Origin of the sequence: Pantoea sp. Ft-CA_14 (genome assembly GCF_024520875.1) — a bacterium.
In the GTDB taxonomy this organism is placed as follows: Bacteria; Pseudomonadota; Gammaproteobacteria; order Enterobacterales; family Enterobacteriaceae; genus Pantoea; species Pantoea agglomerans.
The window spans coordinates 14,755-36,705 of sequence record NZ_JALNPM010000014.1 but is presented as its reverse complement, the minus strand read 5'-3'; the positions used below and the strand labels follow the sequence as shown (position 1 = coordinate 36,705).

The 21,951-nt window shown below is 56.1% G+C and carries 17 protein-coding genes; 4 read left to right on the top strand and 13 right to left on the bottom strand.

Annotated features, from left to right (window positions below; all coding sequences use genetic code 11):
- The first annotated feature begins 69 nt into the window (after positions 1 to 69).
- The 3 genes from asnS (at position 70) to NR195_RS18485 (ending at position 4,330) form a co-directional block, all read left to right on the top strand.
- Positions 70 to 1,470, top strand: coding sequence for an asparagine--tRNA ligase (asnS, locus tag NR195_RS18495; protein WP_187507053.1), 1,401 nt, complete (start codon positions 70 to 72; stop codon positions 1,468 to 1,470).
- A gap of 301 nt (positions 1,471 to 1,771) precedes the next feature.
- Positions 1,772 to 2,905: a porin OmpF gene (gene ompF / locus NR195_RS18490; protein ID WP_274605124.1), complete on the top strand. Its 1,134-nt coding sequence runs from the start codon at positions 1,772 to 1,774 to the stop codon at positions 2,903 to 2,905.
- 234 nt (positions 2,906 to 3,139) lie between these two features.
- Complete coding sequence (locus NR195_RS18485; protein ID WP_187507054.1) at positions 3,140 to 4,330, top strand: amino acid aminotransferase; 1,191 nt, start codon at positions 3,140 to 3,142, stop codon at positions 4,328 to 4,330.
- A gap of 42 nt (positions 4,331 to 4,372) precedes the next feature.
- Here the strand turns inward: NR195_RS18485 and NR195_RS18480 are convergent, their stop codons facing one another.
- From NR195_RS18480 to cmoM, 7 genes are all read right to left on the bottom strand, one after another.
- A complete protein-coding gene (locus NR195_RS18480) occupies positions 4,373 to 5,002 on the bottom strand; it encodes an MBL fold metallo-hydrolase (RefSeq protein ID WP_010254975.1) in 630 nt (209 codons plus the stop codon).
- 39 nt (positions 5,003 to 5,041) lie between these two features.
- The gene (locus tag NR195_RS18475) at positions 5,042 to 5,590 is read right to left on the bottom strand and encodes a YcbK family protein (RefSeq protein WP_010254972.1); all 549 of its coding nucleotides are present in this window, start codon (positions 5,588 to 5,590) and stop codon (positions 5,042 to 5,044) included.
- Positions 5,591 to 5,775: 185 nt separating this feature from the next.
- A complete protein-coding gene (gene ldtD / locus NR195_RS18470; protein WP_045140579.1) occupies positions 5,776 to 7,587 on the bottom strand; it encodes a L,D-transpeptidase in 1,812 nt (603 codons plus the stop codon).
- Between the two features lie 147 nt (positions 7,588 to 7,734).
- A complete protein-coding gene (gene mukB / locus NR195_RS18465; RefSeq protein WP_256844804.1) occupies positions 7,735 to 12,222 on the bottom strand; it encodes a chromosome partition protein MukB in 4,488 nt (1,495 codons plus the stop codon).
- The gene (gene mukE / locus NR195_RS18460; protein ID WP_122889044.1) at positions 12,219 to 12,944 is read right to left on the bottom strand and encodes a chromosome partition protein MukE; all 726 of its coding nucleotides are present in this window, start codon (positions 12,942 to 12,944) and stop codon (positions 12,219 to 12,221) included. The genes mukB and mukE overlap by 4 nt, the downstream gene beginning before the upstream one ends.
- Positions 12,925 to 14,247, bottom strand: a complete 1,323-nt coding sequence (gene mukF / locus NR195_RS18455; RefSeq protein WP_022625941.1) for a chromosome partition protein MukF — start codon at positions 14,245 to 14,247, stop codon at positions 12,925 to 12,927. Before mukF ends, mukE begins: the two co-directional genes overlap by 20 nt.
- Positions 14,244 to 15,029, bottom strand: coding sequence for a tRNA uridine 5-oxyacetic acid(34) methyltransferase CmoM (gene cmoM, locus NR195_RS18450; RefSeq protein WP_010254961.1), 786 nt, complete (start codon positions 15,027 to 15,029; stop codon positions 14,244 to 14,246). Before cmoM ends, mukF begins: the two co-directional genes overlap by 4 nt.
- Positions 15,030 to 15,154: 125 nt before the next feature.
- On the opposite strand from cmoM, the gene elyC reads away from it, so the two are divergent.
- Entirely contained in the window at positions 15,155 to 15,940 is a 786-nt protein-coding gene (gene elyC / locus NR195_RS18445; RefSeq protein ID WP_010254959.1) for an envelope biogenesis factor ElyC, read from the top strand.
- Here the strand turns inward: elyC and NR195_RS18440 are convergent.
- The 6 genes from NR195_RS18440 to msbA all read right to left on the bottom strand — a co-directional run bounded on the left by NR195_RS18440 (position 15,920) and on the right by msbA (position 21,944).
- Positions 15,920 to 16,813, bottom strand: coding sequence for a fructosamine kinase family protein (locus NR195_RS18440; protein WP_010254957.1), 894 nt, complete (start codon positions 16,811 to 16,813; stop codon positions 15,920 to 15,922). The genes elyC and NR195_RS18440 overlap by 21 nt on opposite strands.
- 111 nt (positions 16,814 to 16,924) lie before the next feature.
- Positions 16,925 to 17,674, bottom strand: a complete 750-nt coding sequence (gene kdsB / locus NR195_RS18435) for a 3-deoxy-manno-octulosonate cytidylyltransferase (RefSeq protein ID WP_010254955.1) — start codon at positions 17,672 to 17,674, stop codon at positions 16,925 to 16,927.
- Positions 17,671 to 17,853, bottom strand: a complete 183-nt coding sequence (locus NR195_RS18430; RefSeq protein WP_003849374.1) for a Trm112 family protein — start codon at positions 17,851 to 17,853, stop codon at positions 17,671 to 17,673. Before NR195_RS18430 ends, kdsB begins: the two co-directional genes overlap by 4 nt.
- A gap of 105 nt (positions 17,854 to 17,958) precedes the next feature.
- Entirely contained in the window at positions 17,959 to 19,173 is a 1,215-nt protein-coding gene (locus tag NR195_RS18425; protein WP_122889045.1) for a winged helix-turn-helix domain-containing protein, read from the bottom strand.
- Between the two features lie 39 nt (positions 19,174 to 19,212).
- On the bottom strand, positions 19,213 to 20,199 hold the full coding sequence (gene lpxK, locus NR195_RS18420; protein ID WP_256844803.1) for a tetraacyldisaccharide 4'-kinase: 987 nt from the start codon (positions 20,197 to 20,199) through the stop codon (positions 19,213 to 19,215).
- Entirely contained in the window at positions 20,196 to 21,944 is a 1,749-nt protein-coding gene (msbA, locus tag NR195_RS18415; RefSeq protein ID WP_010669759.1) for a lipid A ABC transporter ATP-binding protein/permease MsbA, read from the bottom strand. The genes lpxK and msbA overlap by 4 nt, the downstream gene beginning before the upstream one ends.
- Positions 21,945 to 21,951: the final 7 nt, after the last annotated feature.

Genomic DNA, 21,951 nt, shown 5'->3' with positions numbered 1-21,951 from the left:
GCAAGTAACATAGCAAAACCCCGGATGGGGCAACTTTTTTACTCACTTCTTCTATATAGAGAGATATTTATGAGCGTAGTGCCTGTAGCGGACGTACTGCACGGTCGCGTCGCGGTTGACAGTGAAGTCACCGTACGTGGTTGGGTGCGTACCCGAAGAGATTCCAAAGCCGGTCTTTCCTTCATCGCTGTCTATGACGGCTCCTGCTTTAATCCCGTTCAGGCTGTCGTCAATAATTCTCTGAATAATTATCAGGATGAAGTGCTGCGTCTGACCACGGGCTGTTCCGTTATCGTCACCGGTAAAGTGGTGGCCTCACCGGGTCAGGGCCAGGCGTTTGAGATTCAGGCGACCAGCCTGGAAGTCGTGGGCTGGGTGGAAGATCCCGATAGCTACCCGATGGCGGCGAAACGCCACAGCATCGAGTATCTGCGCGAAGTGGCTCACCTGCGTCCGCGCACCAACCTGATTGGCGCGGTCGCCCGCGTTCGCCACACCCTGGCGCAGGCGCTGCATCGCTTCTTCCATGAAAATGGCTATTTCTGGGTCTCGACTCCGCTGATTACCGCCTCCGATACCGAAGGTGCCGGCGAAATGTTCCGAGTCTCTACGCTGGATATGGAAAATCTGCCGCGTAACGATCAGGGCAAAGTTGACTTCAGCGAAGATTTCTTTGGTAAAGAGGCGTTCCTGACCGTTTCAGGTCAGCTGAATGGCGAAACCTATGCCAGCGCCCTGTCGAAGATCTACACCTTCGGTCCGACGTTCCGCGCAGAGAACTCCAACACCAGCCGCCATCTGGCGGAATTCTGGATGCTGGAGCCGGAAATCGCTTTTGCCTCACTGGATGATGCCGCTGCACTGGCCGAATCAATGCTGAAGTATGTCTTCAACGCGGTGCTGGAAGAGCGTGCCGATGACATGGCCTTCTTTGCTGAGCGGGTAGATAAAGAGGCGGTTGAGCGCCTTCAGCGTTTCATCACCACCGATTTCGCGCAGGTGGATTATACCGATGCGGTTGAGATCCTGATTAACTGCGGTCAGACCTTCGAAAACCCGGTTTCCTGGGGTATTGACCTCTCCTCTGAACATGAGCGTTACCTGGCCGAGAAACACTTTAAAGCGCCGGTGGTGGTGAAAAACTATCCGAAAGACATTAAAGCGTTCTATATGCGCCTGAATGACGATGGCAAAACCGTGGCGGCGATGGATGTTCTGGCGCCAGGCATTGGTGAGATCATTGGCGGTTCACAGCGTGAAGAACGTCTGGATGTCCTGGATGCGCGTCTGGAAGAGATGGGTCTGAATAAAGAAGATTACTGGTGGTATCGTGACCTGCGTCGCTACGGTACCGTGCCACATTCTGGCTTTGGATTAGGCTTTGAACGTTTAATCGCCTATGTCACCGGCGTACAAAATGTCAGGGACGTAATCCCCTTCCCGCGCACCCCACGCAATGCGAGTTTCTGATATTCGGCATTAAATATAAGAAATTCATATATATAACGAGGTCGGCACTGCCGGCCTTTTTTTATTTTTGTAAATTTTGAGTTCTCTCACAAAGTTCCGTGTTTTTTACATTTTGTAATACATATTTTCTTACTGAAACAAGATTACGAGTTTAGTAGCATTTAAGCGCTAGAATTACGGCGGGTGGGATGGAAAGATGCGTGCAGACACAGGAAGACACCAAACTTCGTTCAGGGTTCCCGTAAAGGTTTCTTGACGGCAGTGGCAGGTGTACAAATAACTCCAATGAGGGTAATGAATAATGATGAAGCGCAATATTCTTGCAGTGGTTATCCCTGCTCTGTTAGTAGCTGGCGCAGCAAACGCTGCAGAAATCTATAACAAAGACGGCAACAAACTGGACCTGTACGGTAAAGTGGATGCGCGTCACCAATTCTCTGATAGCGCTGGTGATGATGGCGATGAGTCTTATGTGCGCTTCGGCTTCAAAGGCGAAACCCAGATTAATGACCAGCTGACCGGTTACGGCCAGTGGGAATACAACGTTCAGGCGAACAACTCTGAAGGTTCTGACGCACAAGACGGCAACAAGACCCGTCTGGGCTTTGCCGGTCTGAAATTCGGCGATGCAGGTTCAATCGACTACGGCCGTAACTACGGTCTGGTTTACGATGCAATCGGCTGGACTGATATGCTGCCAGTATTTGGTGGCGACTGGGGCAGCTCAGACAACTTCATGAACGGTCGTAGCACCGGCCTGCTGACCTACCGCAACACCAACTTCTTCGGCCTGGTTGATGGCTGGGACTTCGCAGTTCAGTATCAGGGTAAAAACGACCGTACCGACGTTCGTCGTGCTAACGGCGACGGTTGGGGCGCATCAACCAGCTATACCTCACCAATCGGTGTAGGCATCGTTGGTGCATACAGCAGCAGCGACCGTACTAACGCACAGGCTGCGGGTACTACTGACGCCAACGGTAACGTAATCGGTCAGGGCAAACGTGCTGAGAACTGGGCAACTGCGCTGAAATATGATGCGAACAACGTTTACCTGGCAGCAATGTATGGTGAAGGCCGTAACTCTTCATTCTATGACGCTACCGTACCTAACACCGCCGCTGGTGCTACCCCTGGCTCAACGACTACGGGCACTGCTTTTGTTAACAAAAGCCAGACTATTGAGTTAGTTGCTCAGTACCAGTTTGACTTCGGTCTGCGCCCATCCATCGCATACGTACAGCAGAAAGGCAAAGATATCGAAGGTGTGGGCGATGCTGACCTGTACAAATACATCGACGTTGGCGCGACTTACTACTTCAACAAAAACATGTCTACCTATGTTGATTACAAAATCAACCAGCTGGATGACAACAACCCACTGGGTCTGAACACAGACGACATTGTTGGTGTTGGCCTGGTTTACCAGTTCTAATTCCGCTTAAAACATGTTGAAAAACGGGGCTACGGCCCCGTTTTTTTATGGCTGCTATTCCCGACAGGTGCGTTTTTCATCGCCCCGTTACCCCGCTTTAATCACTGCATTTCCTCGTCGCGCAATCCACACTGCAAAATGTATGAATTTGTCTCGCAAACGGTTGGCATTTGCCTGGCCGGACGCTAACCTGAGAGCTCTTTTCGCTAAAGTTCACGCTAATGGACCTGACACATGTTTGAATCGATCTCTGCTGCACCCGCCGATCCTATTCTTGGGCTGGCCGATCTGTTTCGTGCTGACGACCGCCCGGAAAAAATCAATCTGGGCATTGGCGTCTATAAAGACGAAACCGGCAAGACCCCGGTACTGACCAGTGTTAAAAAAGCTGAGCAATATCTGCTGGAAAATGAAACCACCAAAAACTATCTCAGTATTGATGGTCTGGCTGATTTTGCCCGTTGCACACAGGCCCTGCTGTTCGGCAACCAGAGCCCGCTAATCACCGCTGGCCGCGCTCGCACGGCTCAGACACCGGGTGGTACCGGTGCGCTACGCGTTGCAGCCGATTTCCTCGCCACGCAAACATCGGTGAAGCGGGTCTGGATCAGCAATCCAAGCTGGCCGAATCACAACAACGTGTTTAACGCTGCCGGTCTTGAGGTCTGTGAATACCACTATTACGACCCGGCAAACCATACGCTCGATTTCGATGGTATGCTGGCGTCACTGCAGCAGGTTCAGCCAGGCGACGTGGTGCTGTTCCACGGCTGCTGCCATAACCCGACCGGTATCGACCCGACCGCCGAGCAGTGGCAACAGCTGGCGCAGCTGTCACAGGCCAATGGCTGGCTGCCGTTGTTCGACTTCGCTTACCAGGGTTTTGCCCGTGGTCTGGAGGAAGATGCAGAAGGCCTGCGTATTTTTGCCGCCTCGCATCAGGAACTGATCGTTGCCAGCTCTTACTCCAAGAATTTCGGCCTGTATAACGAGCGTGTCGGTGCCATCACACTGGTTGCCGCCGATGCGAGCGTGGCAGATACCGCGTTCAGTCAGGTGAAGTACACCATCCGCGCGAACTACTCCAATCCGCCGGCACATGGCGCCGCCATCGTCGCCACCATTCTGGGCAACGATACCCTGCGTACCATCTGGGAGCAGGAGCTATCGGATATGCGTCAGCGCATCCAGCGCATGCGCCAGCTCTTCGTAAATACCCTGGCGGAAAAAGGCGCACAGCGCGACTTCAGCTTTATTATTAAGCAGAACGGCATGTTCTCGTTCAGTGGCTTAACCAAAGACCAAGTCATTCGCCTGCGTGAAGAGTTTGGCGTCTACGCGGTGAACTCAGGGCGTGTGAATGTGGCGGGCATGACGCCAGACAATATGTCGGCGCTGTGCGAAGCCATTGTCGCCGTGCTGTAAGCAGGATGACCGAATTGAAAAATGGGCCTGCTGGCCCATTTTTTATTGCAGGAAAGGATTGCTGATGCGTTCATGCCCCAGCGTAGAAATCGGGCCGTGACCGGGCAGAAAAGTGACATCATCGCCCAGCGGCAGCAGTTTCGTGCGGATAGCATCGATTAACTGTTGATGATCGCCCTGCGGGAAGTCTGTGCGTCCCACACCACCATTAAAAATCACGTCACCTGAAATCAGTAACCGTCCTGGCCGATCGAAGAACACCACGTGGCCAGGCGAATGGCCCGGACAGTGCAGGACTTCCAGCGTGGTCAGCCCTACCTGTACGCTCTCCCCCTCTTCCAGCCAGCGATCGGGGGTAAAAGGCGCGCATTCATCAAGTCCGAACATCCGGCTCTGGGTAGGCAGCGCTTCCAGCCAGAATGCATCACGCTTTTGCGGTCCGACAATCGGAATCTGCCAGAAGGCAGCCAGCTCGACGGCGGCCCCGACGTGATCAAGGTGTCCATGAGTCAGCAGAATCCGGGAAGGTTTAAGTTGGCGTTGTTCCAGCGTCTCTTTGATCAGATCGGCATCGCCGCCTGGATCAACCAGCGCGGCTTCACGAGTGGACTCGCACCAGATAACTGAACAGTTCTGGGCAAACGCGGTAACAGGAATAATGTGGTAATTCATAACGCTCCATGACCGGCTCACGCAGCGTTGCCGGTGTCATTACCAGTGCCTGATCGGCCCGGTATCAATATGTACAAAGTTACTGCGGGGATAATATCCTACACCACCCGCACGCAGAGATAACGCCGCTTTGCGTACATTGGCCAGAGAAACCCCTTCGATATGGAAATCCATTGCCTGGCCTTTGGTATGATAGCTGTGCTTTGCCACCCCAGGACCGCTCTCACGTAACATGTTGTTGGTTGCCAGTGAACGGTAGCCCGAAACCAGCTGTATCGGTTTACGCATTCCCAGCAGCGCCTGCAGGCGGAAGATTTGATCAAACAGGTGCGGATCGATGCTTTTCACTTTATTGGCGCGATAGTCACGGAAAAAGTGATTTAATCGTGACAACTCATCCTTGTCGTAACTCTTACCATTAAAAAACTCAGTTTTAAGGGTTTCACCGGTATGAAGATTATTAAGCATCAATACACGCGGGCGAGAGGTAGAAAGCGAGGCCCTTGCAGAAGCGGGTAATAATGCCAGACCGGCGGCGGCGCTACCGCACAGCAGTAGTTTGCGACGAAAAGAATCAATAGTAGACATGTAACGATTTACCTGAGAGTGAAGCCATAGAAATGTGCAAAAAGCGCACAGCCCGAACCATAACTTTCTCTCAGTAGAGCGTCAACCCATCTGCAACCTGTTTGCGTGGCGATCCCTGCAGGAATCGCCATTTGATAATATTTTTCTGAATAACCGGCCCGCCGCTAACGATTTAAAATCAATCACTAGAGCAGCAATTGCTCAGCCCGACTCAAAGCCTGGCTGCCCGAACGCGCGGTGTCATCATAATTGTAAATATCTGTGCGGAACTGTGGTTTGCCATCATCAGCGACCCACGCCGTCAGATAATAGAGATTGACCGGAATACGATGCCGAATGGGCACGTAGCGGGTGTCACCCTCTTTTAACGTACTGGAGATGCGGGCATCGTTCCAGCCCGCGTCCTGCAGTAATAAGCCTGCCAGTTCCGACGCTTTATTTACCCGGACGCAGCCTGAGCTGAGCGCGCGGATATCGCGCTGGAACAGGTTGTGGTTCGGCGTGTCGTGCAGATAGATCGCATCTGAGCTGGGCATATTAAATTTATAGCGGCCCAGCGCATTCGCCACACCCGGTGCCTGAATCAACCGATAGGGGAACGATGAAGCGGTGACCATGCGCCAGTCGATCATGCTGGGGTCGATCACTTCAGCGTCAGCGCTCCAGCCCGATAGCAGGGTATAGCCATGCTTATAGAGATAGGTCGGATCCTGCTTCACTTTAGGAATGATATCTTTACGCACCAGCGTGGTCGGCACATTCCATGGCGGGTTCAGCACCACATTATTGAGTGCGCTGCGCATCAACGGCGTTTTGCGATCGGGACGCCCGACGATGACGCGTGATGAGAGGATCTTGTTGCCGTTGTTGTAATAAATCAGCGAGTAGTTGGCGATGTTCACCATAATGCCGTTGTGCATATCGTCCGGCAGCAGGCGCAGTCGCTGAATGTTCAGCGCCAGCAACGAAGCACGCATCTGCGGAGAGACGTTAAGCCACTGCCGCGTTCTGGCACCGATAGCACCGTCGCCATCCAGTCCCTGCCACTGCTGGAAACGCTTCACACCCGCCACCAGCGTCTCGTCATAGACATTGGCGGTATTCCCTTCCAGCGTCTGACTCTGAACGTTACCCGGCGATTGCAGTGAAGGCGCAGACAAATCGGTGACTGGCGCGGCAGAAGGGCTGACCGCAACCGGCTGGTCGCTGTGGGTCACTGGTGAGGCGGCCACCGGCACCGCATCGTCATCCGGTGCAGGTGCATTAACCTGCGCCGTTAACATGCCGCTGCGCTGCAGGATTTCACGCAGCGCCGGCACATCGTCACTGACCTGTCCCGGGCGCAGCGTTTCACTGCTTTTCAGCTGCGGCCAGGGTTGTTTATCACCTAGCAGGGTTTTCAGCGCGGCGTGCATCGGCTGATACTGCGGGTGCTGCGGCTGCAGTGACGCAATAAACGTGTTGCCCGATCCTGCATTGACCGCATTCTGCCACTGATTCACGACCGCCACCGACGGCTGTGTCAGCCGGTAGGGAACATTGCTGTAAAGCCAGGTTTCACCCTGCGTCGGCACATTCGAAACAAATTGCAGATAGCCCAGCATCGCATCGGACAGCGCGACATCCCGTGCAAAGCCGGTGATCGCCGGGTTTGTCAGACGCTCAATCCAGCGCGTGAACTGTGGCTGAACACCAGAAAGTGCCACTTCAGCCAGCTGCTGCTGAAATTTTTGTATCGCCTGGGGATCCTGCCAGAGCGGTTGCATATGGCGGGATGCATAGAGCGTCGCCAGCGGTGCCAGATAAAACGGCTGATCGGCGCTGGAAAACGCCTGCCGGATGCGTTGCTGACTTTCGGAGACGGAGGTGACCGCCTGCGTTGTCCCGGGCAAAGCGGCGATAACAGCGGCCTGCGGTAGCGTAAATGGAACAACGGTTAGCGCCAGCGCTAACAATGATAGAACGCGATGATGATTTAATTTTTTTACCAGCAACATCCCTGCCCCCTTGTTTTTCAACTTCGCAGTGTTCCCTGTATCCACTGCGACCGCGCCGTGACTCATCATGTGAGTATACAAACAAAAACGGCATTTGCCTCATGCGACAAATGCCGTAACCAGATTAACGAATGGTTCAGTTTTTGACTACGTTTCCGCCTGCGAATTTTCAGCGGTTAAATCGGGCAGCGCATCTGCGTCGCTTCCCGCCCGCACCGGCGAAGGATCGGCAGCAAAACCACGCAGACCAACCACATGCACATGCTCAGTGTTATTAAACACCTTACGCACCAGTTTGTAGGTCGTGCCTTTTTCCGGACTGATATTCTCCGGTGCTGCAATCACCAGCTGCATCTCCAGTCGCTCACACAGTTCAAACAGCGTGGCGATGGAGCGGGCATCCAGACGGGCCGCTTCATCAAGGAACAGCAGTCGGCATGGCGAAATATCTTTGCCGCGCAGACGACGGGACTCTTCTTCCCAGCTCTGCACCACCATCACCAGAATGGACATCCCGGTACCGATCGCTTCACCGGTTGAGAGCGCCCCGCTCTCTGCGCGCAGCCAGCCATCGGAACCACGGTTAACTTCCACTTCCATCTCCAGATAGTTGCGGTAGTCCAGCAGCTCCTCACCGATGGTCTGCGGCGTACGCTGCCCCATGTCGATATGCGGATTAAGACGCTGGTAGAGCTTCGCCAGCGCCTCCGAGAAGGTCAGGCGATTGCTGTTAAAGAGATCCTGATGCTGCTCGTGCTCTTCCGACAGCGTATCCAGCAGCATGGCGTGGGTTTCACGCACGTTCACGTTGAGCCGCACGCTGCGTACCTGACCAAAGCTGACGGTCTGCAGGCCCTGGTTGAGCTGGCGGATACGGTTCTGTTCACGCTGGATCGTTTTACGGATGATGTTGGCCGCACTGCGCGAACTGATTGCCAGCATCTGCTCACGCGCCGTCAGCTCTTCCGTCAGACGGTTCAGTTCGATTTCCATCTGCTCAATTGCTTCGACCGGATCGTCAGTCCGAATAATATCCTGACGAATACGCTCGCGCAGATGCTGATAAACCGCAATAAAGAACTGAATTTTACGTTCCGGACGTTTTGGATCTTCCGACAGTCGCAGCACGTCGCGCAAATGTTCGTTGTCCGCCACCGCCAGACGCAGCGCACCCAGCGCTTTATCCGACATAGAGCGCAGCTCATCGCCGCTCAGGTAGGCCAGTTCACGGCGATGCAGACGACGCTCAACGCCATTCTCTTTCACCAGACGCAGTACGGTACACCAGCCCGCTTTGGCGCTGACCACCTGCTCACGCACCTGATGATACTGACGCTCCAGCTGACGCAGTCGCTTCTGCAGGTTATCCATCTCCGCTTCGCAGAAGGTAAGCTGTTTCTCCAGCTGATTGCGGCGGGCGCGGTTGTGGCTCAGTGCCGTGTAAAGCTCGTCACGGCGAACGCGCGCGCGTTCTTCCGCGCTGCTGTCAGCCTGGACGCCAATGTCCTGCATCTCCTGCTGCAGCTCTTTCAGCATGTCGCGCTTGGCATCATAGGCGCTTTTCAGCGAGGCCAGCACCTGGGAGTATTGCGTCAGCTGCGCCTGATGTTCACGCAGGCGATCACGACTGCGGCTGCGTTCGCCCTCAGCCTGCTCCAGACGCTGACGCAGCTTATCGCTGAGGTCGTTGTTGCCGTTGAGCATGCTGGCCGAGTCGTCGTAGCTGAAGTGGGCGCGACGCTGCACCACTTCTGTCAGGGCAAAGGCCTGCTGACGGGCGTTGCGCTGCTGCTGCTGCGCCTGCTGATAATCCGCCTGTAACTGCTCATGCTGTTCAGGATCGCTCTGCAGCACGGCGATGATCGGTTCCAGTTTCGCCAGCTTAGCGCCATGCTGATGCAGGAAGCGCGCCGCTTCCTGTGCCGCATCGACCTGCTCGCGGATCTCTTCGCAGCGATCGCCCAGCGTCTCATCCAGCAGCAGATTGACGCGTGGCAGCAGCCGGTTTAACTGTGATACGCCCTCTTTGGCCAGCTCATACTGCTGACGCTGCTGCTGATTGTTGCTCTCATGCTGATTCAGCGCGCGCTCCAGCTCACCCCGGCGTGCGCCGAGCTGACGGATCTGCGCTTCCGGATCGGCGTCAAAGGCGACGGCCAGATGACTGCCGATAAAGCGGCTGAATGACTGATGCAGACGCTGCGTTTTCTGCACGTCGAACGACAGCGTGGCGTAGCGTTCGGCCAGCTTATCGCGCTCAAGGTGTAGCAGCTCCAGCTGATTCTCACGCGCCGCGCGGCCAAACAGCGGTATTTTCGGGAAGCGGGAGTAGCGCCACTGACGCTCTGCCACCTTCACCACTACCGCATTCTGCAGTTCATCGACGCTGAAGACGCTGTCATCGAACGACTGCGGATCACCCTCGATCAGGTAGAGATCTTCCGGACACTCTTCCAGACCATCCAGCAACTCACGAACGCGGGAGAGATCCGGCACCACAATCGCATGACGCGACGGACCGTAGAGCGCCGAGAAGTAAGGCGCATCATCCAGCGTCACATCATCGTAAATCTCTGACAGCAACACGCCGCCAAAACGTTCGGCAAGCTGGGTCAGGCGCGCATCTTCGGCACCGCCCGGCTGGCTGAGCCGCTCAATCTGCCGCTCGATATCGCGTTTACGCGCCGCCACTTCGTCGCGCTCGACGGTGGTTTCACGCTCACGCTCCAGCAACTGCTGCATATATTCGGTCACGTCCTGGCTGCTGTTCAGCGCCTGGCCGGTCTGCTCGCTAAGCTGGGTCAGGATCTCCTGCGCCGCCAGCCAGTGTGGCGCACGGGCGGTCAGGCTGGTGATGCGTTCGCGCAGCTGCTCCAGCTCCTGGCGCATCATCATGCGCTGCTCACCGGCGTCGGAGACGCTGCTATTCAGCTGTTCAATCTGTGCTTCAAGCTCCTGCTGCAGGCCTGCCAGCGCATCCGCTTCATAATGCTGCCCCTGACGCTTGCAGAATTCCGCCAGCAGGCGCTCCGCCTCATGCTGTTCGCGCAGACGCTGTTCCAGCTCATTGAGACGCAGACGCAGCGAAGAGAGCTGTTCGGCGTGATGACGCTGGTTGCTGGCATCACGCAGCAGTTCGCGGCCGGTTTGCCAGGCGTCCTGACGGGTCACGTCACCGGCAATGCTGGTCACCAGCGCCAGCGCCTGTTCAAACTGACTGTGCGCTGCTTCCGCTACGCTCAGCTTCTGCTCCAGGCGCAGCAACCGTTCTGTCGCCTCTTCCTCTTTGGCCTGGAAGCTTTCCTGCCATTCAGCCGCATTTTCAATGCTCAGATCGGGCAGCTGGCAGAGCGTGCGGGCGCGTTCCAGCGCCTGCAATGCCTGCTGATACTGGATGGCGCGGGTTTGCTGCACGTCGAGCGCCTGCTGGAAATCGGCCAGCTGGCTTTTCAGCTCATCCACTTCCAGCTCAGCCGCTTCGGCCCGCGCTTCATTCTCTTCCTGAATTTCACGCGCTTCGGCGACCACTTCGGTCTGCTCTTCCAGCCGCAGCGTCAGATCTTCGATATCCGCATCGTAGCGCTCAATCTTCTCCTGCTGACGCATCGCCGTCTGTACCAGGTTCAGGTGATCGCTGGCGGCCTGATAATCGACTTCAAGATCGTTTTCTGCACCACTGTGCTCGGCCAGTTCGCGCGCCATCTCAACATGACGATACTGCTCGGTGGCGAGCTGCTTACGGCTGCTGAACAGCTCGTTGCGCAGCTGTAACGCGCTGTCGAGGTGTCCCCGACGCTCGTTGGCGTGGCGCATATAGTCAGCCGAAACGTAGCTGGTCGCCTCGGAGATCAGATGCTTGAAGAGATCGCGGTCAGACTGGGTAACGCGGATCGCCTCCAGCGTCATGCGGTTCTCGCGCAGCGCGGCTTCCATATCCTGGAACGCTTTGCGCACGCCACTGTTTTCTGGCAGCAGGTAATCACGCAGAGAGCGGGTGATGGCGCTGGAGATACCGCCATACAGCGAGGCTTCAATCAGACGATAAAACTTGCTGCGATCGCTGGCAGAGCGCAGACGACGCGGCACCACACCAAGATCAAACAGCATGGCGTGATAATCGGTGACTGAGTTATAGGCGCGGAACTGCACGCCTTCCTGCGCCTCAACCCGCTCTTTGACTTCGTTCAGCGGTAATACGCGAGCCTGACGGCTGTTGAGCACTTCCGTCAGCATATCGGTTGGGTTGGTGTCGGTGGGCAGGCCATGGATACTGAATGGCTTAATATCGACCTTTTTATCGCGTCCGGCGACCTGTTGCAGACGGACACCGACCACGACACGCTGATGGCGTGAGTTCACCACATCCAGCATGGAGTAGCAGACGCCAGCCCGCAGTTTACCGTGCAGACCCTTGTCACGGGATCCTGATGTCGCGCCCGCTTCGGTGGTATTACGGAAGTGCAGCAGCGTTAAATCGGGGATCAGCGCGGTGACAAATGCCGCCATCGTGGTGGACTTACCCGCACCGTTACCGCCTGATAGCGTGGTCACTAATTCATCGAGATCAAAGGTACGGGCAAAAAAGCCGTTCCAGTTGATCAGCGTAAGCGAACGAAACTTTCCGCGCTCAATCATGCCTGTTCTTCCTCTGCGTTCTCACTCGCGTCGCCTTCCTGTCCTTCATTTTCATCGGTGTCGACCGGTGCTGTCGCGTTTTCCAGTAGCATAGCTTCGCCATCACGAATCAGACGAAGCTGCGCTTCACGGGCGTCATCACCGCCGCGCACGTCGGCACCAAAGCGGAACACCGATTCCGTGATGCGGAACTTGCTGCTGTCGTTGCCGAAAAACCACACCATGCCAAGGCGACGCAGGCGGCTCAGAGAGGCGCGCACTTTCTCCTGCAGTTTGGTGCGATCCAGATCAGAACCGGTTGAACGCTGGTTGACCAGCTTCAGCAGGCGGTTCTCATCGGCCAGAGAGAGCAGTTCGTCGTACAGCTCCTGCTGGGTGAAGATACCTTCATTGGCCAGTCGTTCCGGGCTGAGATAGAGATAGCAGAGAATCTTCCCGACCATCATGTCCAGCTCAGAGAGCACGGAACGCGGAATCAGCGTGGTTGAACGCGGACGCAGATAGAAAAAGCCTTCCGGCGCACGGATTAACTCAACGTTATAGCGGCTGTAAAACTCTTCGAGAAACGACTGGTAGTCCATCAGAAAAGCGTGATTATCCAGCTCTTCGATACCGATATGGCGTCCGGCGCGTAACTGGCTGTCCAGCGCGGGAAAAATCGGGTTGGCCAGTGCCTGTGCCAGCTTAACCGGCATCACTTGTTCAATATTTGTCGATGACATGTGCCTGCACCTTGGCTCCGTAATCATTGATGGTTTGCCATTCCACAGGCAAACCGGCTAAATCAGCTTCCGCTACGCCAAGGCGTACCGCCTGATCCACCACAATACGCGCCAGATCGAAATGGCGGGCTCGGGGATACTGGGCCAGGTAGTCGCGCATCACTGACGCGAGGTTGAGCGGTTTTTGTTGCGATTTGTAGACCTGCAGCGCTTCTTCAATCATCGCTGCCAGCTGTTCGCGGATTTCGTTGATCTCTTCGTACTCCATCTCCGGCGGCAGTTCGCCCATCACTTCGTCGTTACGCAGCGTCAGCGCCTCATCACGCATGTCATACAGGCGGTCGGCGTTGGCATAGGTCAGCGCCCAGGGCGCGTCGAAGTAATTCTGCACCGATACCCGCAGGCGCTGCGCAAAGACGCGGTTTTTATCCATGTCGATGGCGGTACGAATAAATTTATGGACGTGGCGGTCATAGCCGATCCAGAGGTCAATCGCCTGCTGGCCCCAGCTGGTAATACGGTCGAGTTTGCTTTGCAGATCAAACACCAGCTTATCGACAAAGCCCAGATCGGGGCTGTCCAGCGTGGCATCCTGAATGCGCAGCAGATTTTCCTGAAGTTTGTCGCCCGCGGCTTCAAGCGTATCCTGCAGTTCACGCAGCGTTCCTGAGGTTTCAGAAAGCAGCATTTCACAGCTGGAGATGGCCGCGCGCCAGTCTTTGTTCAGCAGTTCGGCGATATCATTTTTAACCGCCTGCTGCTGTTCATCCATCAGACGCTGGGTCATATCGATGCTGTCGAAGATCTCCGCCACGGAATATTTCAGCGGTGCGAAAACATTGCGGTGCCAGTGAAACTCATCACCGTTTTCCTGCGCGGCATCGGCTGCCCGCTTAAGCTCATTGGCCACAATCGACAGCTGCATCGACAGGCGCAGAGTCGAGAACTCCCGCTGGCGGATGTAATAGTCGGTGATGCCGATCGCCAGCGGCGTCAGGCGATAGATGGCATTGCCTTCCGTGATTTCGCTGGTAAAACGGTTGAGCAGGCGCTGTCGCACCATGTCGTTGATGGCGTTGTTGGCACGAACCAACACGGTTTCATGGGTTTGTTCGAAAGCTTTACTGACGTGACGGAAAGCATCAATCAGATCGCCTTCGCTCATTTCGCCATCCATCCGCTCACCGTTGAGGGTGGCGATAGCCAGCAAAAAGGCCAGACGTTCCACTGGCAGCGCAAGGGAAAAGTCATTTTTGCGCGCCCAGGAGACCAGTTCAGGTACCGTCTGGGAAAATTCACTCATAATTCGTCCTTCTGCCCGGGTTTACGCGCGGTCACGTGGATGTAGCGCCCTAAGCTCAAAAAGGGTTCCTGACGGCAGTAACGCCGCTCCATCTCAATAATTTCGTCGTCGCTTTTTGGCTCGCCCTTCGGCGGCTTCATGTAGTCACTGAACACCCGGATCCCGGCACGCTGTTCAATCACAAAGCCACACGCCTCCAGCCAGCGATAGACCTGCTCGGGGTCGCGCGGATAGTCAGGCGACAGCGTTCGCTTTTTGCGTTTAGTCAGGTTGGTGCGCAGATAGCCAAAGTTACCCAGCGTTAAAGTGCGCAATGTCAGGCCGTGCAGATTGTAAAACATCAGCGACATGACGCCCCCCGGACGCAGCAGATCAAACAGCGCTTTCAGCACCTTCTCCGGTTCAGCGACCCACTCAAGCACAGCGTGGAACAATACCAGATCCACCGGCTTATCCAAATGTTCGCCCACCTGCTGAGCGCTAATTTGTCTGAATTGCATGTTGTGGCTCACACCCTGCGCCGCCGCATTTTCACCGGCCCGGCGCAGCATCTCGCTGGAAAGGTCGCACAGCAGAACCTGATGGCCCTGCGCAGCAAGCCCGCTGGAGACCTGGCCGACACCGCCGCCAGCATCCAGCACCGACAGCGGGTGCGGTGACAAACCGGGCAGTATCTTCTCCAGCTCATCCCAGAGGATGGCCTGGCGTATCTTCCCTTTAGTGGTGCCGTAAATATTTTGCGAAAATTTATCCGCGAGATCGTCAAAGTTACGATCCTGCATGGCATGCGCTCCGGTATGCTGCGGTGAGACTTGTGCTATTTTGTCACAGGCACCAGAAGAATGAACCTTTCATCCCCATCTTCCCTTCCGGGTGCTCTATTTTCGGACAACAGGACTCTTTTTTGATGTTATTTACCCTTAAAAAAGTTATCGGCGGGCTGCTTTTACCCCTGCCGTTTCTGCTTTTGCTGATGGCGCTTGGCATTTTACTGCTTTGGTTTACTGGCTGGCAGAAAAGCGGCAAAACCGTGATCTCCGTCAGCTGGCTGTTACTGCTGCTGCTGAGCCTGCAACCGCTGGCCGATCGTCTGCTTTTGCCGCTGGATAGCCGCTATCCGACCTGGAACGGATCAGAGAAGGTGGACTACATTGTGGTGCTGGGTGGAGGCTACACCTTTAACGCGGCGTGGGCACCCAGCTCGAACCTGCTGAATAACAGTCTGCCGCGCGTGGCAGAAGGCGTCCGTCAGTGGCAGCGGAATCCGCAGTCGACGCTGATTTTTACCGGCGCAGCGGGCGGCACCAATCCAAAGAGTAGCGCCTGGGTAGCGTCACAGGTGGCGGAAAGTCTGGGCGTTCCCCGCGAACATGTTCAGATTCTCGACCAGCCCCGCGACACCGCGGATGAAGCGCAGGCGGTCAAAACCGTGGTGGGCGATCGCCCGTTTCTGCTGGTCACATCCGCGAATCATATGCCGCGCGCAATACGCTTTTTCCACGCGATCGGGTTGAAGCCAATGGCCGCTCCCGCGAATCAGCTGGCGATTACGTCACCGCTGAATGGATGGGAGCGGGCGATACCCTCATCGATCTGGCTGAGTCACAGCGAACGTGCGGTCTACGAAACGCTTGGCACACTATTGCAACGGCTGAAAGGCGAGGAGTCGGACTCAGCCGAGCCAGGGAAGTAATTGCGCGCGTGCATGGTCAAAACGCGGACGATTAAACGTGCCGGTCTGTACCAGATGCTCAATGCAGTCCCACAGTTGATAAACCCACCGACGCCAGACAAAACCCTCTGAAACCGGCGCCCGTTGCAGGTAATTGTGCAGCAGCGCCGTTTCGGCAGGCGAGGTATCCAGATGGATAAGATCGTATTCACGGGGTGCCCAGAGGATGGTGCCCGGCTGTGTCATCGCGATTAACTGGTCACTGCGGCTATCTTTCAGCATGCTCTGCAGCTGAATGTTGCCGTGAACCATCACACAGGGATCGTCGAAGCCGCGAAACAGATGCGCCAGTCGTGCCCGGCAGCGAAACAGAATCTGACGATCTTCCAGCGTAAAGGCTGGCGGACGCAGATAGCTCAGGGTCGCCCATAGCACCTCAACCCGTTGTGCATACCAGGCGGGCCAGCTGTTCTGCTGCGTGCTGTCCACCGTACCGACCAGGCCATGGCTGTCGAGCCGGTGCCAGGCCAGCACTCCCTCGACCACCTGTTCGCAAAACTGTTGCCAGCGCTGAGCATCCCGCGCAGGCGCTTCCGCCGTTACGCCATTCAGTCGCGCCAGCAGGAGCATTTCATGCACCGGCGGCTGCTGGCTCATCACCAGACCATAGACCGCTGGCACGGCGATCAGTCCGGCCTGGCCCAGCAGCGCCAGCTTTCTGGCTTCCATCGCCGCCCGGCCCTGATGACGAAAATATTTCGCCACCACCGGCATGGGGCGCCCGTCCCGATCGTATAACGCATAAAGCCGGGTGGGTGGATGTTCACTGATCATTTCGAGGCGGCTGATGGTTTCACCCAGCGCCAGCGTGAGTTCCGATTTAAGCTGTTCCATGCGGCATCCTCCTCAGATGAGTATCACAATATCCTGAAGGAAGTGTTGGAGATAAGTTTAGCGGCGGATCAAGAACGTTGCGCTGAAACGGGGAGACAGGCTCCCCGCTTGTCAGGCCTGCATGGCATCACGAACGCGTTGCAAATCGTCTGGCGTATCCACACCCACACTGGGAATGGTTTTCGCGACGGCGACATGAATTTTTTCGCCGTACCATAAAACACGCAGTTGCTCGAGCAGCTCAATCTGTTCCAGAGGACAAGGCGCCCAGGCGACATAGCGGCGTATAAAACCAGCACGGTAAGCGTAGATGCCAATGTGGCGCAGCAGCGTATCACCGATCTGCTCGCGCGATGCGGCGTACCGTTCACGATCCCAGGGTATGGTCGCCCGTGAAAAATAGAGCGCGTAGCCATTCACATCCATGACGACTTTCACCGCATTCGGATTAAAAGCTTCTTCCACATCGGTGATCGGCACCGCCAGCGTCGCCATCCCGGCCGCCGACCCCGCCAGATTGGTCGCCACCTGACGCACAATCTCGGCCGGAATCATCGGCTCATCGCCCTGCACGTTTACGATGATTTCATCATCGGCAAACTGATATTTTTCGATCACTTCCGCCAGTCGCTCAGTGCCAGACTGGTGATCGGCGCGCGTCATGCAGACTTCGCCGCCTGCCGCTTCCACTGCCTGCGCCACGTCGGGATGATCGGTGGCAACAATGACCCGGCTGGCACCCGATTCACGGGCCCGCTCCATTACATGCACGACCATCGGTTTACCGTGGATATCGAGCAGCGGCTTGCCGGGTAAGCGGGTTGACGCATAACGCGCAGGAATGATAGCGGTGAAACTCATGGATGAATCTCTTCAACTGACAGCGTGCGGGCTTCGGTTTCCAGCAGCACCGGAATGCCGTCCCGGACCGGGAAGGCCAGGCCATCAGGTTTGCAGATCAGCTCCTGTTGAGCATTGTTGAAGTAGAGTTTGCCATTGCAAACCGGGCAGGCAACGATTTCGAGTAAACGATGATCCATATGTCCTCCATCAGGGACCGAATGCTTAAGGATTCAAGCATACCATAGCGCGGCGCGTGCGGGATGGGGTAAAACGCCATCCCGCAGCGGCTGCCGCAAAATTGATTAATCCAGCGTCCACAGGGCTGGCCACTGATCGTTAAGCGCGTCGGGTGCCTGCAGGATAGCGACGCTTTCAGCACCCTGCCACGTCGCGAAGCGTTCGATAGCACGCCGGATATCCAGCAAAAATCGCGCCGTAACGCGGGTCTTCTCCTCCAGCCAGATATTTTTAATCTCCAGCTGTTTTGCCTGACGCAGCATGCGGGCATCCAGCCGCCCTTTTATCTGGCCGCGATGGAGGATGGGCAAAACAAAATAGCCAAATTTGCGTTTTTCCTCCGGGGTATAGCACTCAATACGGTAGTCAAAATTGAACAGCTCACGCGCACGCTTGCGATCCCAGACCACCGGATCAAACGGCGACAGCAGCGCGCTGTGCGTCGCCTGCAGCGGCGTATCCAGCAACGGCACGTAGTCACGATGCAGCCACATCTCACCTAGTCCCTCTGTATTGACGGCGACCAGATCGCCCGCAGCCTGAGCGTCAGCGATAAAGTTGTTCACGGGTGCCCGCTTCAGGCGATAGTAATCCGCCAGCCAGGCCGCGCGGAAAACCCCTAAGCTGCGGGCGCTGTTCATCAGCATCTGACGGGTCGCCTCCGCTTCACTGATGCCATGTATCGCATCCTGCCAGTCGGGCATCACGCGGCTGCGCAGATCGTAGACGCGCTGAAAATTACGGCGTTCGGTGACCATCAGCTCACCGGCGCTGAAGAGATTCTCCAGATGACGTTTGTGCGGTTTCCATGCCCACCAGCCTGACTTCGGGTTATCGGCATGGGTAAAATCGGCGGCGCGTACCGGACCGTTGTCTCTGATCTGCTGCAGTAATTCGGCAATGGCCTGCTGGTGCTCAGCGACCCATTGCGCATTGTATTTCCAGCCCAGACGTTCCGGCGACAGCATGCGATGACGAAGAAGTCGGTAATCGGCACGGGGAATAAAGCAGGCTTCGTGCGCCCAGTACTCAAAGAGTTCGCCCTGTGCCAGAGCCTGTTCCAGCCATGCCTGAGGATAGTTCCCCAGGCGACTGAACAGCACCAGATACGGACTGCGGGCCACCACATGAATGGTATCGATTTGCAGCAGCGACATGCGGGAAATGCAGTCAATCAGATCCTGATAAACAGCACGTTTTGCCGGAGTTCGCAGCAGGCCCTGCGCGGCGAGATGAAGGTGGCGTGCTTGCTGTAACGAAAGTGAATGCGTACTGTTCATCCTCTTCCTTATCAGGCTTCACCTGAACGGGGGCGGGTATCAGGAAATATGGCGGCAGAGTTGTTCAATGTCATCCAGTAACGGCGTCACGGCATTACCAGTTAAATGGGCATCGACCGGCAAATACCACCAGTCAGGCTGGGCAAAGTGACGGCATTTCACCGCGTCTTTTTCGGTCATCAGCAGTTGCTGACCCGCCTGGAGTAATCGGGTCAGTTCATCTTTGCTGTAGGCATGATGATCGGCAAAGGCGATCTCTGCGACCGGCGTTATACCCTGCTGTTTCAGCGTGGTGAAAAAACGCGGGGGATGACCAATACCGGCCATGGCGACTACCGCACCCAGTTGCTCCGGCGGGCAGGTTTCACCGGTCAGCAGATTGGTGGCCAGCCCGGGCTGAAGTTGCATGGCAATCTCGTCGGGCTGTGCTTCGCCGCCGTTAATGATCACGGCATCGACCTGCTGCAGACGATCGGCACGTTCACGCATCGGACCGGCAGGCAACCACCAGCCATTACCAAAACGACGGCCCCCATCAACCACCACGATCTCGCGATCGCGCTGCAGGGCGTAATGCTGCAGGCCATCATCCGTGATGATCACATCCAGCGAACCCTGTTTCAGTAACGCCTCAATCGCCCGTCGCCGTTGAGGGGCGACCGCGACCGGCGCCCCGGTGCGCTGGGCGATCAATACCGGCTCATCCCCGGCCTGTTCGGTGGGGGTCTGCGCCGTGACCAGCAAGGGATAGTGGTCCGTCTTGCCGCCATATCCTCGGGAGACCACGCCAGCGCGCAGGCCGCGCTGCTGTAATGCCTCGACCAGCCAGATGACCACCGGCGTCTTTCCATTCCCGCCGGCAGTCAGGTTACCCACCACCACGACCGGCAGGGGCGCACGCCAGCTTTTACGCCAGCCGCGCCTGTAACTGAAGCGTATCAGGGCCGTGATCGCACCATACAGCAGGCTGAATGGCCATAGCAGCAGCCATAGCGGTGAGCGACCACTCCAGATACGTTCAATCATTGGCCGAATTGCATCTTGTGCAGCTGTGCATAGGCACCGCGTTCTGCTAACAGCACCTGATGCGTACCGCGTTCAACAATCTGGCCATCTTCAATTACCACGATTTCATCCGCTTTCTCGATGGTAGAGAGTCGGTGCGCAATCACCAGCGAGGTACGGTTCTTCTGCAACTCATCCAGTGCAGACTGAATCGCGCGTTCAGACTCGGTATCCAGCGCCGAGGTGGCTTCATCGAGGATCAGGATCGGGCAATCACGTAATAACGCACGGGCAATGGCAATACGCTGACGCTGACCGCCAGATAACAGCACGCCATTCTCGCCAATCATCGTATCCAGGCCCTTATCCATTTTATTGATAAAGTCCATGGCATGCGCCATGGTGGCCGCCTGCTCGATCTCTTCACGACTGTATTGCTCACTGCGGGCATACGCGATGTTATTGGCAATCGTGTCGTTGAAGAGGTGCACATTCTGTGACACCAGCGCCACCTGATTACGCAATGAGCGCAGGCTGTACTCACGCAGATCATGACCGTCCAGCAGGATTTCGCCCTGCTGGATATCATAAAAGCGGGTCAGCAGGCTCGCCATCGTAGACTTACCGGAACCGGAACGGCCCACCAGCGCCACCGTTTTTCCTGCTGGCAGCGACAGATTGATATTACGCAGTGCCGGAATTTCACGGCCTGGGTAGGTAAAGGTGACATCACGGAATTCAATATCCCCTTTAGCACGGGTGATTTCGCGCGTACCGTTATCTACTTCCTGCTCACTATCCAGAATAGAGAACAGTGTCTGACAGGCCGCCATCCCACGCTGGAACTGGGCGTTGACGTTGGTCAGAGACTTAAGCGGGCGCATCAGGGCAATCATCGAGGAGAAGACCACGGTGATGGTACCGGCTGTCAGGGTATCCATGACGCTGGGGAAGCTGGCGGCATAGAGCACAAAAGCCAGTGCCAGCGACGCGATCAGCTGAATAATCGGATCGGAAATGGAGGAGGCTGAAACGAGTTTCATTCCCTGCTGACGCATCCGGTTACTGACGCGGGAAAAGCGCTCCGATTCAATGTCCTGTCCGCCAAAAATCAGCACTTCTTTGTGCCCTTTCAGCATCTGCTCGGCGCTGGTTGTCACCTGCCCCATAGTGTTCTGCATACTTTTGCTGATGGTGCGGAAGCGCTTAGAGACGGTGCGGATAGCAAAGGAGACGATAGGTGCCAGTACAATCAGGATCAGCGACAGCTGCCAGCTGTAGTAGAACATCATGATAAACAGGCCAATAATGGAAGCCCCTTCACGCACTACGGTGACCAGCGCGCCCGAAGAAGAGGAGGCGACCTGCTCAGAATCGTAAGTAATGCGTGACAACAGGGTGCCGGTTGACTGCTGGTCGAAAAACGAAACCGGCATGCCCATCATATGGCTGAACAGACGACGGCGGATGTTCATCACGACGTTGCCAGAGACCCAGGAGATGCAGTAGCTGGAGATATAACTGGTGACTCCGCGGACTAGCATCAGGCCAATAACCACTAACGGCAGCCATAGCATCACCGATCTGTCAGCTTTACCAAAACCATCATCCAGTAACGGTTTCAACAGTGAGAGCATTAAGGCGTCGCCCGCAGCATTAATAATCAGGGCGACTGAGGCCGCAATTAATCCCGCTTTATTAGGCGCGATCATCGGCCAGAGTCGGCGAAACGTCTGCCACGTAGAGAGATCTTTATCTTGATGCATTATTTAT